We start from the raw sequence: 15396 nt of genomic DNA on the forward strand, positions 1-15396 counted from the left end.
GCGGTCAGGCGGACCGTGGCGGCAGCATCCAGTGGCCGCCGGTCGACCAGCCGAGCAGCCGCCGGCGGTCCGGATCGGCCGTGCCGTCAGGGGGGAACGTCCCGCCGGCCACGATGTGCTCGAGGCCGCCGATCGCGGGCCGGAGCCGCATCTGCACATGGAACGGCAGGCCGTCGGCGTCGCTGCGCACCGTCCGGACGAACTCGGCGGGATCGGCTCCGGGCATCGACAGGTAGAACACGAGGTGGCGCCAGGCGTACGCGATGTCCTTGACGACCGGCAGCGGACGCGGGCTCGCCGGCACCTGCGCCGCGAGGGTCTTCGCCTTCACGAACGCCCGCCACGCCAGCGTCGCCCAGTCGCCGGCCGGACGGACCCCGGCCGGCCCGACGAGGGTGGCGAGGTTGTGGGTGGTGAGGATCTGCGCCTGCTCGATCACCGTGCCGTTGGCGGCGACCGAGCCTGAACCGGTCGATCCGCCCGCCCGCGCCCGCTTCCCGCACAGCGCGTCGAACGTCGGCGACGCCCGGGCGCTGTACCTTCCGGTGCGGACGTCGTCGACAGCCATGAGGGCGGCGTAGTCGATCCCGTAGTAGCGCTCGTACAGGCTGCCGGCGAGCAGGCCACCGGCGATCTGCGCGGCGGCGAGGTACTTGCCGGAGAACGTCCCCATGAAGATGTCGGCTGCCAGTTCCTCGACCCAGGGCAGCCGCAGACCGGTCTCGGCCCCGAGCGCGCTGAGCTCACGGACCAGCGGGTTCGGCAGTGCGGTCGCCGGAAACGCGTCCAGAGTGAGCTCACCGAGCCGGCGCAGGGCCCCGGCTGCGGCGCCACGCGTGTCGGCGTCGGCGTGCCGGTGGGCCTGCACCGCCCGCACCCACGGCAGTTCCTCCAGCCGCACCTGGTGTTCGAGGTTGAGCAGCAGCAGCGACCTGCGGTTGCGGAAGGCGCGGTAGGTCGCCGTCATCAGCTGCTGCAGCGCCGGGTCACGGTATGCGGCGGCGGTGCTCGCCGCCGCCAGCTGCGGCACGAGCGCGGCCAGGACCTCGGCCGACGGGACGACACCGGCGTTGAGGAGTTCCTCGACGGTGCCGGCGGTGGCGCGGAGCACGGCGGTGCCGAACACGTCGGGGACGGCTGTCCCGACCGGGATCGCCGCATCTGGTGCCTCGCCGGCCTCGACCGGCCGCAGGACGGCGTCGACGTCGCGGATCCCGATGTGCTGCGGCAGGGCGGCCAGGCGCGCGACGACGAGCCGGGCGATCCCGTGGTGGGTCGGCAGGGCGCCGATCGTGGCCTGCCCGGCGCGCAGCACGGTGTGCGCCGGTGCGCCGGGCGCACCACGACGGCGCACCATGCTGTCGACCGCGTGCTGCAGCAATCCCCGGGTGCGCGGGGCGAGACCGGGCCCGGTGAGGTGCTCGGCGAGGGCGGTGCGCAGAATGGCGAGGTTCTGCTTGCGGTTGCGGTGCTTCGTGCAGTGCTGGTGCCGGTCGGCGAGCGCGGTGTAGCGCGCCAGCAGCGTGCGGGAACGGGCCGTCCAGGCCTCGTCGACCCGCTCGGCGACCCGACCGTCGACGACGGTGGCGAGCCAGTGGGTGAGCAGCTCGTCGGCGAACGGGTTCCAGACCGTGAGTGCCTCGCGCATCGCCTCGATCTGCGGGTTGGGGCGGCGGGCGGCAAGCTCCTCCCGGACCTCGCCCGCGCTCTTCCGCCACATGATCGACGGGTCAGCCGGCGCGGAGTCCACCTGCTGCGGAGCGAACCGCAGCCGTCCGGCGAACGGCGCGATCTCCTCCACGACGGCCGACGCAGCCTCGCCGTCACCTGCCCGGACCAGCCACGCGACGGTGAGCAGGGCCGCCTCCTCCGGCAGGTCCACCCGGTACGCGCCGGTATCCAGCAGCGCCCACAGATCGTTCAGGCCGTGCGGGCTCAGGTGGTGGCGGAACAACTCCGCACGGTCGGCGGCAACCCGCATCCTCGTGGCGAGCGCCTGCTCGTGCGGCAGCAACGGGCCCCCGGCGGCCGCCGACCCGGTTGCGAAGCCACCCCGGACGACATCCGGCGTGACCCACGCCGGCAGGTCCTTGACCGGTGTGCGGGATCCGATCGTCAGCTTCCCGTCCAGGACGCCGCGCAGCACGGCGCCCCACCGCTCCATGCGGCGGTCGGCACGGCGGCGCGTGTCAGCGTCCTCGTGCGTCGCCGCGGTGGCGAGTGCCCGCGCCAGCTGGTCCACGGCGTAGCCGAGGTTGACGCCGGTCGGATCCGGGGTGGGGTCGGTGTTCGTGGCCATGCCAGCGTGGCGGGCCTCGCACCCGCACCCACCGGGTCCAAGCCCGGCGCTCTGTCTCGTTGAGCTACACGCTGTCGTCGTGGCGGGCCTCGCACCCGCGCCGGCGCTCTCCTGGCTGAGCTCCACGTCGCTGCCGACATGGCGGGAGTTGCACCCGCACCCTCCGGGTAACAAGCCCGGTGCTCTGCTGATTGAGCTTCATGTCGAGGCCGACGCGGCGGGACTTGCACCCGCGCCCTCCGGGTTTACAGCCCGGTGCTCTGCCGCCGAGCTCCACGTCGTCGCGATCCCGACCATACAAGCCTGGTGCTTCCCGGTCGTCCCGTTTTCGCTCCCGTGCCGCTCAGCGACGGGGTGTGCCGGGTCAGCGACGCACCTGGCGGCACGGCACCGCCGATCAGCGCCAGGCCGGCAGCGCGGCACATGGATTGCCCGATCCGAGGTCAGCTGCCGCGCCGCCGTGCCGTCCGGCCGGCCTGCCGGGCTCCTGTAGGAACCGGGCGGTGCCGTGACCTGTGGCCCGGCGCCGCGTCAGAGGCGGCCGCGGGCAGACCTGGTGCGCCGGGTGGTCTCGGCCGGGTCGGCGTCGAAGAAGGCCCGCCAGGCGATGGCCTGCCGGGGTGTCGGGTCGCCGGCGAGGGTGGCCGCGTGCAGGTCGAGGCGGTCCAGCAGCGGACGCAGCTGCTGCCACTGCTCGAACGTCAGCTCCAGGTACCGCACGGCCGGCAGGTCGGCCAGGACGGCGAGGTCGGCGACGCCGGCACGGGCGAGGGACAGCCCGTGCAGGTGCGCGACGGTGCGCAGCGGGGTCAGGTCGCCCGGCGTGGCGCCATCGAGCAGGGCCAGTGATCGCAGCGTCGGGTGGCCGGCCAGCGGCGCCAGGTCCGATGCCGCGTTCACCATGAGGTGCTCCAACGGCAGCGCCGCCAGCGGCGTGAGGTCCGCCGGGGCGGTCATCGCCAGCAGCCGCAGCCGGTGCAGCCCGGTCAGCTCCGCGGTGTTCACGGTGCCGTAGTACAGGCGCAGTTCCTGCACGTCGGGCAGTTGCCGCAGCGGGTCGAGGTCGATGTCGCCGCCGCGCTGCTCCAGGCGCAGGTCGGGCCGCGGGTAGGCGCGGCGGGGCGGGCCGGCCAGCAGTGCGGTGACCGAGTCGGCGACGTACCCGGGCCGGGTGCTCCAGTCGACGCCGACGTTGATGACCTGGCCCGGCCGGCCGTGCCGGGCCGGGGCGAGGTCGACGGCGAGGAAGTTGCCGCCGGCGTCGTCGGCGATCGGGATCCAGCCGGGGTGGCCGCTGGCCCGGCGGACCGTGCCGGCCGGGTCGGCGTCGAGGACGACCCGGTCCCACCCGCCCGGCCAGGTGCCTTCGGCCGGGGTCGAGGTGATCTCGTACATGCCGGTGACCTCGGCGAGCGGGTACCGGTTCCAACCGTCGAAGGTGCCGCCGCCGTCGGCGAGCGCGAACAACGCCCGCAGGTCCGGCGGCAGCCGGTGGCCCAGCTTCGCCTCCGCGGCCGCGATCTCATCCTCGGTCGCGCCCGGAGGAAGGTCGCCGCTGGCCTGCTCCAGCAGCAGCGCGACCGCCCGGTCGGGATCGCCGGCGCACGTGGGATCCAGCACGACGGGCTCGGGGTCGAGCGTCTCCGGCGGCAGGCCGGCGCGCAACTGCACGGACCAGGAGCGCCCGACGCTCGACTCGCGCAGCCCGAACCGGGCCACCGCGTCGAACTCGCCGTCGGCCTCGACCGTCAGGTGCACCACGACCTGCCGGAACGAGGTGCCCTCGACGAGCCGGGAGAACAGCTCCAGCATCGGCGCGCCGATCGCCGCGTGACGCATCCCGGGGCTGTACAGGCCGGTGCCGTCCTCAGCGAAGTACCGCACACCCTCGCCGCCGTGGCCGCGGGCGACCAGATCGACCGACAGCGTCGCCGTGCGCCAGCCGGCCGGCCCGTGCTCGGACACGAGGCGGGCGGCGTCGCGCAGGGCGTCCGAGGCGGCGCCGCCGGGCGTGGTGACTTCCCCCGAAGCAATCATGGCCGGCACCGTATCGCCCCCGATCGACCGGTTGCACACCGATCTACTGCGTGCCGGTCGGCGCGTTCACCCCGCAGGACGGCGCTGCCGTGTCAACGTTTCCGGATTGCATCGCAGACTGCAGGGCCAGCTCGATCTGGGACCGGGTCGGGAGATCCAACCGGCACGCTGTGACGCCCGACGCTGGGACGTCGCCGGTCACTACGTCCCGTCCCGCGACCACGATCGTCGGCGACGGAAATTCGCCGACCCGCTCCACCACCGCCACATCGAGCCCCAAGGCGTCCAAGCTCTCGGTGAGAAGACGGCGGGCCGCGTCAGCGTTCGGACAGTGTCGCACCAGCAACAACTCGACTGCGAACCTGGCGCCCATCGCCACCTCCTGCGTTGTCGTGCGCCACCCGCTGGCCGATGCTCCGGTCGGCGGACATGACGGCAGGAGCAACCCACCGCACATCACCGTACCGCCGGCGGTGCGGTTCTCTTCGTCGGTGGCTTCGCCGCTGGGCGATGCAGGCGTGCGGCTAGCCCGTTGCCGTATCCGCCGCCGGGATCGGTACCGCTTTCACCACCTCGTTGGCGACAGCGCTGCACAGGCAACTGGCGTCGATGAAGACGCGGACCGCCTCACGGTCGTCGCCGGTCCGCCAGACGACGGCGAGCTGACTGGCCGACAGGCCGGTGACCGGGCGGCAGACGATGTCGTCTCGCTGGTAGATCGCGGCGTTGCCGGCCGCCAGCAGCACGACGCCAAGTCCTGAGGCGACCGCTTCCAGCGACTCGTCGGTGGTCGCGGCGGTCGCTACCACCCGGGCCGGGGTCGCCCGTTGCTCGGTGGCCAGCCAGTGGTCGCGAAGGGCGCCGGCCGTCGGTGGGAGCGCGATGAACGGCTCGCCTGCCAGATCGGTGAACGGCACGTTTTCGCGGTCGGCCAGGCGGTGGTTGGCGGGCAACGCCACCCATCGGTCCTCGGACTGGATCAGCTTCGTCGAATAGCCATCGGGGGCCGGTAGCCAGGCGATGGCCACGTCGACCTCGCCGTCGCCGAGACCGGTGGTGGGGTCGGCCCAGGATATCTGGCGGAACCGTAGCTGCCAGCCAGGCAGCATCCGCTCCATCGCCGCGGTGACCGAGGGAATGAGGCCACGGCTGATCCTGGTCTGGAAGCCAACAGTCAGGATCCTGTCCTGCGCGCCCGCGATCGCACGACGGGCGTCGTCCCAGTGCTCGAGGATGTGACGGGCCCGCGGCAGCAGGGCCGCACCCGCCGCTGTCAGCGTGACCGAACGGTGGCGGCGCTCGAAGAGCGTGGTCCGTAGGGAGCGTTCCAGCTGGCGGATCTGCTTGCTCAACGCTGGTTGGGAGATGAACAGCCGGTCGCTGGCGGCCCTGGTGAAGCTGAGTTCCTCCGCGACGGCGACGAAGTACCGCAGATCCCGGACGTGCGCATCCATAGCCAAAGGTTATACGAACAGGTCTTGGACCCGGCGGACAGCGCTGTCCGAGCATGAGGTCTGCGGATTCCAGTAGGAGGTGACGGCACATGCAGTTGGGTGTGGCAGGGCTGAACGCCAAGGCGACCCTCGGACCGGCCGAAACGGTGCGGCTGGCACGGCGGGCGGAGGATCTCGGGTATCGCTCGTGGTGGGCCGGTGAACACGTTGTGCTGCCCAGCCCTCGGGTGCCGCTGGCGCCGATGGAACCGACCGACCCCATCCTTGATCCGCTGATTCATCTGGCGTACGTGGCGGCGGTGACCACGGTGCTGGAACTGGGAACCGGGATCGTGATCCTGCCGCAGCGCAACCCGCTCGTCCTGGCCAAGCAGGTCGCGAGCCTGGACGTGCTCTCCGGTGGGCGGCTGCGGCTCGGCATCGGCGCGGGTTACCTCGAGCCCGAGCTGGCCGCGTTGGGGGTGCCGATGTCCGAGCGAGGCTCCCGCACTGACGAGTATCTCGACGCGATGGACGCGTTGTGGACCCAGCCGCGGCCGTCCTATGCCGGCCGGCATGTGACGTTCGATCAGATCGACGCCTATCCGCGACCGATCGGTCTGCAGATTGTCGTCGGTGGTCACAGCCCGGCTGCGTTCCGGCGGGCAGTCAGCCGGGGCAATGCCTGGTTGGGCAACGGCGACACCCCCAACGACCTCGCCGGTCACCTGGCAGGGTTGGCCAGGGCCGCCAGCGAGGTCGACCGCCCGGCCCGGCTCGGGCCGCTGGAGATCAATTTCCAGCCGCTGACGCCGGTGACCGCCGACGACGCCCGCCGCTACGCCGACCTCGGTGTCGACAGGCTGATCGTCTACCCGTTGCCGCTGGAGGATCCGGACGACGTCGAGTCGTTCCTGGAGCGCCACGCGCGGCTACCCCGATGATGCGTGCGCTGATCCACGACCCGTCCGCGAGCGCGCGGCCGGCATCGTCGGCGCCGCAGGCGGGCTCGGCCTCGCCGTGATCGCCCTCGTCGCGGGCGTCGGATAGGGCTTTCGCGGCCGTCAGCCGGGGCCGGGGTCGTGGAGGCGGAGCCACTCGGCCGGGCGTCGCCGTAGCGGGCGCGGAAGCGCCGGCGTCACCACCGAGGTCCTCCTGGCCTCGGCCGCGCGTGACGACGGCCGAGGTTTCCGGCCGCGCCGACCGGAACCTCGGCAACCGAAGAGCTCCGGTATCCGTCTGTTCCGTAGCATTGTCGAGCCCTGACGGGTCCGGACCGAATTGGAGTACCTCCGTGCCGTTGCGCCGCATCGCCGTACTCGGGTTGACCATCCTGGCCCTGACGCTCGGCGGCAGCCGCGGCAACAGTGGCCCGCCCGCGCCTCCTGCGGCCGCGCCGGTCGCGGCGGCACCGGTGGTCGCCGAGCACCAGGAGCCGACGGTCCAACCGAGCGTGCCGAGCCCCATGGCCTCGCCGTCCGCGTCGTCGCCGGTCATCGCGACCGGCGACGGCCCGGTTGGAACGGTGCGCAAGACCGGGTCGGACGCGGTCGCGCTGACCTTCGACGACGGCCCGTGGGACGACACCCCCGCCGTGCTGGACCTGCTGGCCCAGCATCACGTCAAGGCCACCTTCTGCATGGTCGGCCGGCAGGTCGCTGCGCGCGCCGAGATGGTCCGGCGGATGGTCGCCGAGGGGCACACCCTGTGCAACCACTCGTGGAGCCACGACGAGAGGCTGCGCACCCGTACGCCCGATCAGATCAGATCCGACATGCAACGCACCAACGACGCGATCCGGGCGGTCGCACCCGGCGCGGTGATCGGCTACTTCCGCGCCCCCGGCGGCAACTGGTCGCCCGACATCGTGAGCATCGCGGCCGGCCTGGGCATGACGTCGATCTCGTGGACCGTCGACCCGCGGGACTGGAGCGGCCCGGGGGTCCAGTCGATCGTCCACACCGTGCTGACGAAGACTCAGCCCGGCGGGATCGTGCTCCTGCACGACGGCGCGGGGCCGCAGACGGTCGCCGCGCTGCGAACGATCCTGCCCGACCTGGCCGGCCGGTTCACCCTGATCGCCCTCCCGGCGCCGACCAGCGAGCCCCAAACCTTGCGATAGGAGACCGCCGGGTTCTGTTGCATGCCGCTCCGCCCACCGCGACGCCGCCGCAGCCCGCCGGTTCTTCCGCCAGGCGAGCCGGGCCCCGCTCGAATGCGCCCGCCGATCAGCAGACGCAACAGCGCCCCTGACCGCATCATGCAGACCGGCGGCGCGGCTGGACAAGCCGTCCAGCCGCTCGCCGGCATCCATCGGGAGACAGGAGCGTCGACCCCGATTCCCGTCGAGTTCGCTCCGTATGGCTTCCTGCCTCGCGCCCCGAGAACCTGGCCCAGTTCGCCGGATCTCGCCGGCGAACTGAGCCCCCGTTTCCTGCGGCTTCGGTGCGCGTCGCAAAGCCATGCCGGGTATGGCGTGGAGTTTGCTCGCACGTGCCATCGTGACCAGTGCCGTCATCGTTTCGTCCTCGATCGGTCTCCTCGCGATCCGACCGCTCCTCGTACACTCGCCAGGAGCTTGACGAGGGTGGGAGGCGGCATGGAGTTCGGAATCCTGGGGCCGCTCGAGGTCCGGCATGGCGACGGTCAAGTCACGATTGGCGGGACGAAGCAGCGGCGTGTCGTTGCGACTCTGGCGCTCAACGCCGGCCGGGTAGTTACGTTGGGTCAACTCGTGGACGCCGTGTGGGATGGTGAGCCTCCGGTCACAGCCCGTAAGCAGGTCCAAAATGCGGTGTCCGCGTTGCGGCGTACACCTGTGGGCGCAGCGCTGGCGGCGGTCGGCCCCGGGTATGTGTTACGGGTCTCGGTCGAGCAGGTGGACGCCGGGAGATTTGACCGATGCCTGGTCGAGGCGCATGCGGCCCGGGCCCGCCACGATCTGATGCGCGCAGCCGAGACATTGCGGGCAGGGTTGGCGATCTGGCGCGGGCCCGCGCTCGCGGGTGTCGGGGGCAGGACCGCATTGACTGCCGCGGGACAGCTCGAGGAAAGGCGCTTGTCGGCAGTCATCGCTTGGGCCGAGATCTCTCTGGAGCTGGGATCGCATGGTGTCGTCGCCGACGAGCTGAGCGCGGAACTCGATCGATATCCGTTGTGTGAGCCTCTGGCCGGCCTGCTGATGCTGGCGCTGTACCGCGCTGGGAGGGCCGCGGAGTCGCTGGTGTGCTACCAGCGGATTCGCCACACGATTGCGGAGGACTTGGGCGTGGACCCAGGTCCTGAGCTGCAAAGCCAGTATCAGCGGATCCTCGCCGCTGATCCGGCGCTGAATCACCGGTCTGAGGCGCTCCAGCGCAACTACCTGCCCCGAGACATCGGCCATTTTACCGGCCGCCTCGCCGAACTGGACCGGCTGATGTCCGTTGCGGACAGTGGCGGCGTGACTGTGATCCAGGCTATTGACGGGATGTCGGGGGTCGGCAAGACGACCATAGCGGTCCACGCGGCACACCGGTTCGCGGGGCGCTTCGCTGATGGCCAACTGTTCATAGACCTGCATGGGCACACCGCCGGCCGTGATCCGTTGACGGCTGAGGAGGCCCTGGATGTGCTGCTGCGCGCCATCGGGGTTCCCGACGCTCGAATCCCGAAGAGCCTGGATGAGAGGGCCGCTGTGTGGCGGGGGGAGCTCGCCGGAAGGCGAATCCTGCTCGTCCTCGACAATGCGTTGAATTCCGCCCAGGTCAGGCCACTGTTGCCGGGTTCAGCCAGCTGCGCCGTCATGATTACCAGCAGGCGCCGATTGACCGGGCTGAACAGTGCGGAAGTGTTGTCGCTGGACACGCTGCCCCCGGACGATGCCGTTGCCCTGTTCCGGGCAGTCGCCGGGCCGGACCGCTGCGAGGCCGAACCAACCACAGTCATCGAAGTGGTCAAGCTTTGCGGCCATTTGCCACTCGCGATATCCATTGCCGCAGCCCGCTTGCGCACGCGTCCACAATGGACAGTGTTTGATCTGGTCGAGCGGCTTGCCGATGACCATCGCAGGACGAGGTTGCTGCAGTCGGAAGACAGGGGTGTCACCGCTGCCTTTTCCCTGTCATATCAACATCTTGTCGATGCTGAGCAGCGCATGTTCCGCTTGCTCGGTGTGCACCCGGGCTCAGACATCGACGTCTTCGCCGCGGCGGCGCTGGCCGGCCTGACCGTGGACGAGGCCGAGAACCTGCTCGACGCCCTGTGCGACATGCATCTGCTGATACCGCACCTCCCTGGCCGGTACCGTCTGCATGACCTGGTGCGCGACTTCGCACGGGCCAGCGTCGAAGCTGAGGAGCCCGCATCGCAACGATCGGCCGCACTTGACCGACTGCTGGACTACTACCTGCATGTCACTCAAATCGCCACCGAACTGGATGCACCCGGGCGGCCCAGCCTCGGCGCAAGCCCTCGATATCGGCCGGCTGCCGTCCCTCGACTCACGAAGACTTCAGAAATTCGGTCGTGGGTCAACGCCGAACATGCCAATCTTCTCGCCATCGCCCGGCTCGCGGCGCAGCACCGGGCCGGCGAAGCCGGCTGGCAGCTCCCGCGCAATGTGGGGTCACTCCTGTATGAGAACGGTCAGCTCTCGGCGAGCCTCGAGGTGTTCAGGATTGCGCTGGCCGCTTGCGGGCCCGAGACCCCGCCCGTGGTGAAGTCCGCCTGCCTGTTGGACGTCTCCTTGATGCACAAGGTGCTGGGCCAATACCGGCTTGCACTCGACTTCCTCAACCAAGGCACAGCCAATGCCGCTCATTCGGGCGATCGCGACGGCATCGCGCGATCACTGATTCACAAGGCTGACCTGAGCTACCTGATCGGCTCGTTCGCCGACGCCGTCACATACGCCACCCGCAGTTTCGAGATTTACCATGACCAGGCCGACCTGTGGCGTGAAGCAGCAGCCTTGACGGTGATCATGGATGCCCTGAGTCGGCTGGGACGCCACCGTGAGGCGATCGACGCCGCGGATCGGGCGGCGCTCCCCCTCGACGGATTCGCGAACCTGCGGCAGGCCAGCGCTGTTCTGAGTCGACGGGGCACCGCCCACAGCGGACTGGGCGAGCACGACAGAGCGATCCGGCTGCTTCGCCAGAGCGTAGACCTTGCCCGACAGGGTGAGGACCGGCGCTTTGAAGCTGATTATCTGCACCGGCTCGCAGAGGCGACTCGAAGATCCGGGCAGCCTTATGAGGCGCTGAACCACGCGCGTGAGGCACTCGCCATCCTCCACGACATCGCCGATCCGGTGGATCTGGCCGAGACACACAACGTTCTGGGCGCAATCCACAGCGACGTCCATGACTACGAGGTTTCGCTTGCCCACTACCGTCAATCGCTTGAGATCACGGCAACCGTTGAATACCGCGTGGCGAAGGCACACGCTCACAGCGGAATCAGTCGGTGCCTGAGTGCGCTGGGGTATCCCGGCGCACAGATGCACCGGCAACAAGCTCTGGCGATCTACGCCGAACTCGGCGTCCCAGATGTCGATTCGCTGCCTGATGAAGTGACAGAGCGAACGATGTGAATGCGCCAGATTTCAGGTTTACGAGCTCTGCGCAGAACGTCGAGCGACGCTTCTGCCTGAAGCGCGGAGAGCCGCAGCGCGGGCCCGCCGTCAGTAGTGGCGGGCCCGCGCTGGATGACGTGGACGGTCAGTTGCCGGCGTAGCTGGCCGCGATCTCCCGGTTGCTGAGCACGCCCTGATACACGTGGACGTCGTCGATGGCGCCACCGAAGAGGAAGGGGCTCGAGTTCGGCCGGCCGCCGATACTGAGGCTGGTCGCCGACGCCTCGCCGATCGCGCCGTGCCCAATCGAGTTCTGCCGCACGCCGTTGACATAGAGCTGCACGTCGCCCGTCGCCGCGTCGAACACGCCCGCGAGGTGTACCCATTGCCCAGTCGTGGCGACGACGTTGGCGTTCGACTCGATGTTGACGTACCCGCCGGAGCCGTCGGGCTGGCGAACTGTGACGCCCCACCTGTGGTCCCAGCCGCGGAAGAACAGGCGGAACGGACCCTGGTTGACCACGAACTGGTCGATGTTGGTGATCGTGTCGAGCTTGGCCCAGGCGGTGAACGTCATCGACTGGTCGGTGCGAAGGACGGGCCGCTCGACGTCGTCGGCTGTGGCCAATGTGCCCTTGTCGTCCCGGGTGGAGACGTAGCCGGAGACGCCGTCGAGCTGGACGCCGCCATTGCCGTCGTGGGAGTCGTTGGTGAGCCACGCCGGCGTCGTCAGCGGGTCACCGCTCCAGGCCGGGTCGAGGGTCCAGTTGGGGGTGAGCGTCGCCTTGCGGGCGAACACGGAGCCGTCCGGGGTGTCGCCGCAGTAGCACTCGCCGTCGGGGAACTGCCACGAGCCGACTTCGAGGGGGCGGGTGAGGCCGGGCTGGGCCGGGACACCGGCGGCCGGGTTGGCGTCCGTGCCGATGATGTCGTCGGTGACCAAGGCCCGGTTCCAGACGCGGACGTCCGCGATCTCACCACGGAAGTAGCCGCCGTCCCGGTCGTCCCAGCGCCAGCGGCCCAGGACAACCGGGCCGGTCGCGCGCCCGGCGGCATTGTGCGCCGACACCCACGATGACCACAGGTTGGTGGTGCCGACCAGCGTGCCGTCCATCCACATGCTGATCTTGTTCTGCGCGTCGTCGTAGGTGGCGACCAGCAGCGTCCATCGGCCCGGAACGGCGGTGTTGTTCGCCGTTTGCACGCCGGCGTACACCGGCACCGGCAGGTTCTGGTCGGCCACCTGGATTCGATACAGCTTGTTCAGGCAGTCGAAGTTGAGCGAGAACGCGCTGACGTGGTTGTCGGCGGCGACGTTGCTCTCGTCCATCGACATGATGTTGTAGTTGTTCGTCGTGCACCAGGGCGGCGCCGTCCGGACCCACACAGCGATGCTGAACGACCCGGAGGTGTCCAAGGCGGGCACCAGCTGGGTAGCCGAACTGGTGGAACCGGTGAACGTCGCAGCGTTCACGCCGATGTACCGGGCGTCGGGCGTCCAGTTCACGCCGGTCGTGGTCAGCGACGATCCGGAGACGCTGTCGGTGAAGCCGTGGCCGTTGATGCTGTCCAGGGGCCAGTGCGCCACCGCCGGCGACGGCGCGGCGACCAGGATGTTGTAGACGGTGGTCGGGCTGGACCGCCCGGTGCCGTCGACGCTGTAGACGGTCAGCTTGTTGATGCCGTAGTGCGGCGGGGTCAGCATGATGGTCGGCGTGGTGGCGCCCGCCGTCACGGTCACGTTGGTCGACGGTGCGTCCCAGCCGTAGACGTACTTGACGACGTCCTGCCCCGCGGGCCCCGCGGGCTCGCCGAACTTGAACCCGCCCGCAACGCCCGGCCCCCCTCGCGGCGTGCAGGCGCCGATGTTGCCCGGATCGCAGCCGGCGTACACGGGTGCCGTTCCCGAGGCCGTCGGGGTCACCACCGGAGCGGGCGGCGCCGTCGTGTCGACCTTGAACGTGCACCACGGCGACCAGGGTGATATGTCGGTGCCGTCGGCGGTCTGCACCCGGAACTGGTACTCCTTGCCTTCGGCGGCACTGCCGAGGGCGACCGTCACGGCGCCGTTGTTGTTGGCCGGTTTGGTCGGGCCGGGCACGCTCGTCACGGCGCCGGACGGCAGCTGCTGCCATTGGAAGTTCGAGATGAGGTTGTCGGCGCCGTCCGCGTCCACGTACTGGGCCTGCAGGGTCGGCGAGTTGGTGCCGACGATACCGCCGCAGGCGACCTGGCCCTGGTGCGGTGAGAGGTTCGCCGGCGTGCCCGGCACCGTGTTGTAGGTGACGCTCATGGTGGTGCGGTAGTCGACGTAGAACTTCTTCCACCGGTCGCCGGCGGACTCGTTGGCGCCGTTGCTGTCGCAGGCGCACAGTCCCACCGTGTACGTGTCCCAGTTGCCGTTGGCGGCGCCCTGCACGTCGTCGCGCATGGCGACGTTGCCGCCGAACGTCATGAGCATGTCCGGCTGGCCGGTGCCGCAGCCGCCTGCCTTGTTCGCGTGGCCCTGCGCCGTGCCGAGGTAGGGCACGCCGGACCCGAGTGGCCGCGTTGCCCAGTTCATCCGCCCGCCGTTGCCGACGCTGATGCCGCCGGAGCGGAACAGGCTCGTGGGCGTGTCGACGCACGAGTACGAGTGGTAGAGCTCGATGGAGAACGACGCCGCCAGGATGTGCTTGCCCTTGTAGGTCTGGCCGCCGTAGGTGGTGGGGAACTCGAAGAAGCCGCGGTACAGCTTGCCGTCACCGCCGTATGCCGGCGGGTTGTAGCCGACCCGCGCCTTGTCGTTCGGGCCGTAGTCGGCGTCGAGGGACCGCGAGTACGCCCACCTGGTGTCCGTCGGCCCGATCTGCGGATCGATGAACAGCGGGAACGCGGCGGTGGAGCTGCGCAGCAGGGCCGCGTCGGGCCGCAGGAGCATGCCGTGACCGTCCGCATCGGCCGAGACCGCGATGGGCGCGGTGCGGGCCGTCACGCCGGGGCCGTGCGCCGTCGACACCAGCTCGGCCGTCGGCGTCTGCCGCAGCGCCGTGAGCTCCGCTGCGCTGGCCTGGGCCGCACCGCCCGCGCCGGGGTTCACCGTGGAGTCCCACATGGTTGCCTCCGACGTGACCGCGATCGTCCGGCCCGCCTTGTCCCGGAACGCCACCCGCCCGCCGGCGGCCGGCCGGGCCACCGTGTCGCCGCCGACGTCGTACCGGATGGTTGCGAGGGCCGGGTTCGCCGCGGCCGCCGCGGTCTTCACCACCAGCACGTGCGTGAACCCGGTCGCCGTGGCTGTCGCGCGCAGGTCGATGTCGGGCAGCACGTTGCGGTAGACCGCCGACGCCCCGTCGATCACCGGCTTCGGCAGCACCACCGGCAGCGACAGCTGCAGCACCGAACCGCCTCCGCGATAGGTGACGAACGGGCCCTTGCCGCCGGCCGAGAACACCACGTCGGCCACCGCCGCGAGGGGCGCCAGCGAGCCGTCCACCCGGGCGCGCAGGCTGGTGTCGACCGGTGCCCACGACCCGTCCGCGCGGTGCACCCGGGCCGGCACCGCCGACGAGGTGAACGTGGACGAGCCGTCGGGGTTGGCGAAGACCTGCGTGTACTCGCTGCGCCCGGCCAGCACCTCCACCCGGCCCCCGCAGGCCTTCGCCGCCGCCGCGGCGGTCCGCTCGTCGGGCTGCCCGGTGACGCATGGCGGTGCCGCCGACGCCGGGGCCGGCGGCGAACCGGCCGCAACCAGCAAGCTCGCCAGAAGCGTCAATACGACAATTATGTGCACGCGGGCATTACGCCCGAATAGGGACGCGGCCACGGTGAACCCCCGTTCGCAGAAGTCAAATGCCGCTGAGCGTAGGGCAGATGATCGTCGGGCGGCAATGCCTGGACCATTCACCAAGCACGACGGCGGATATGCGCGTATCGCGGCAGCTTCCGGGTCAATTGCGGCCGAAGCGCGGCCGGCGCCTTATAGGCCAGCGGCCTCTTCGTTGACTACTCATCGGCTATCACGGCTCAAAGTGCTTGTTTCGTGACAAAGAAATGCCGGCGAATCGGGGCGCGGGGAGTTTCGCGACGCT

General features: G+C 70.3%; 8 protein-coding genes and 3 tRNA genes. 3 read left to right on the forward strand and 8 right to left on the reverse strand.

Going from position 1 to position 15396, the window contains the following annotated elements:
• Positions 1-4: 4 nt before the first annotated feature.
• The 7 genes from ACFPIJ_RS61980 to ACFPIJ_RS62010 all read right to left on the reverse strand — a co-directional run bounded on the left by ACFPIJ_RS61980 (position 5) and on the right by ACFPIJ_RS62010 (position 5790).
• Positions 5-2299: a hypothetical protein gene (locus tag ACFPIJ_RS61980; RefSeq protein WP_380128929.1), complete on the reverse strand. Its 2295-nt coding sequence runs from the start codon at positions 2297-2299 to the stop codon at positions 5-7.
• Between the two features lies 1 nt (position 2300).
• Positions 2301-2373, reverse strand: a tRNA-OTHER gene (locus ACFPIJ_RS61985).
• A gap of 59 nt (positions 2374-2432) precedes the next feature.
• Positions 2433-2505: transfer RNA gene (locus ACFPIJ_RS61990), tRNA-Thr, on the reverse strand.
• A gap of 3 nt (positions 2506-2508) precedes the next feature.
• A tRNA-Tyr gene (locus tag ACFPIJ_RS61995) sits at positions 2509-2580 on the reverse strand.
• A gap of 250 nt (positions 2581-2830) precedes the next feature.
• Positions 2831-4336, reverse strand: a complete 1506-nt coding sequence (locus tag ACFPIJ_RS62000) for an SMI1/KNR4 family protein (protein ID WP_380128930.1) — start codon at positions 4334-4336, stop codon at positions 2831-2833.
• 43 nt (positions 4337-4379) lie between these two features.
• Positions 4380-4709 carry a thioredoxin domain-containing protein gene (locus ACFPIJ_RS62005; RefSeq protein ID WP_380128931.1) on the reverse strand — a complete coding sequence of 110 codons (330 nt, stop codon included), beginning with the start codon at positions 4707-4709 and terminating at the stop codon, positions 4380-4382.
• Between the two features lie 151 nt (positions 4710-4860).
• A complete protein-coding gene (locus ACFPIJ_RS62010; RefSeq protein WP_380128933.1) occupies positions 4861-5790 on the reverse strand; it encodes a LysR family transcriptional regulator in 930 nt (309 codons plus the stop codon).
• A gap of 89 nt (positions 5791-5879) precedes the next feature.
• On the opposite strand from ACFPIJ_RS62010, the gene ACFPIJ_RS62015 reads away from it, so the two are divergent.
• From ACFPIJ_RS62015 to ACFPIJ_RS62025, 3 genes are all read left to right on the forward strand, one after another.
• Positions 5880-6713: an LLM class F420-dependent oxidoreductase gene (locus ACFPIJ_RS62015; protein ID WP_380128934.1), complete on the forward strand. Its 834-nt coding sequence runs from the start codon at positions 5880-5882 to the stop codon at positions 6711-6713.
• Positions 6714-7063: 350 nt separating this feature from the next.
• Positions 7064-7891 carry a polysaccharide deacetylase family protein gene (locus ACFPIJ_RS62020; protein ID WP_380128935.1) on the forward strand — a complete coding sequence of 276 codons (828 nt, stop codon included), beginning with the start codon at positions 7064-7066 and terminating at the stop codon, positions 7889-7891.
• 477 nt (positions 7892-8368) lie between these two features.
• Positions 8369-11344 carry an AfsR/SARP family transcriptional regulator gene (locus tag ACFPIJ_RS62025; protein WP_380128936.1) on the forward strand — a complete coding sequence of 992 codons (2976 nt, stop codon included), beginning with the start codon at positions 8369-8371 and terminating at the stop codon, positions 11342-11344.
• 127 nt (positions 11345-11471) lie between these two features.
• On the opposite strand, the gene ACFPIJ_RS62030 is transcribed toward ACFPIJ_RS62025, so the two are convergent.
• Positions 11472-15080, reverse strand: coding sequence for a LamG domain-containing protein (locus ACFPIJ_RS62030; RefSeq protein ID WP_380128937.1), 3609 nt, complete (start codon positions 15078-15080; stop codon positions 11472-11474).
• Between the last annotated feature and the right edge of the window lie 316 nt (positions 15081-15396).

It is taken from the genome of Dactylosporangium cerinum, assembly GCF_042653625.1.
In the GTDB taxonomy this organism is placed as follows: Bacteria; Actinomycetota; Actinomycetes; order Mycobacteriales; family Micromonosporaceae; genus Dactylosporangium; species Dactylosporangium cerinum.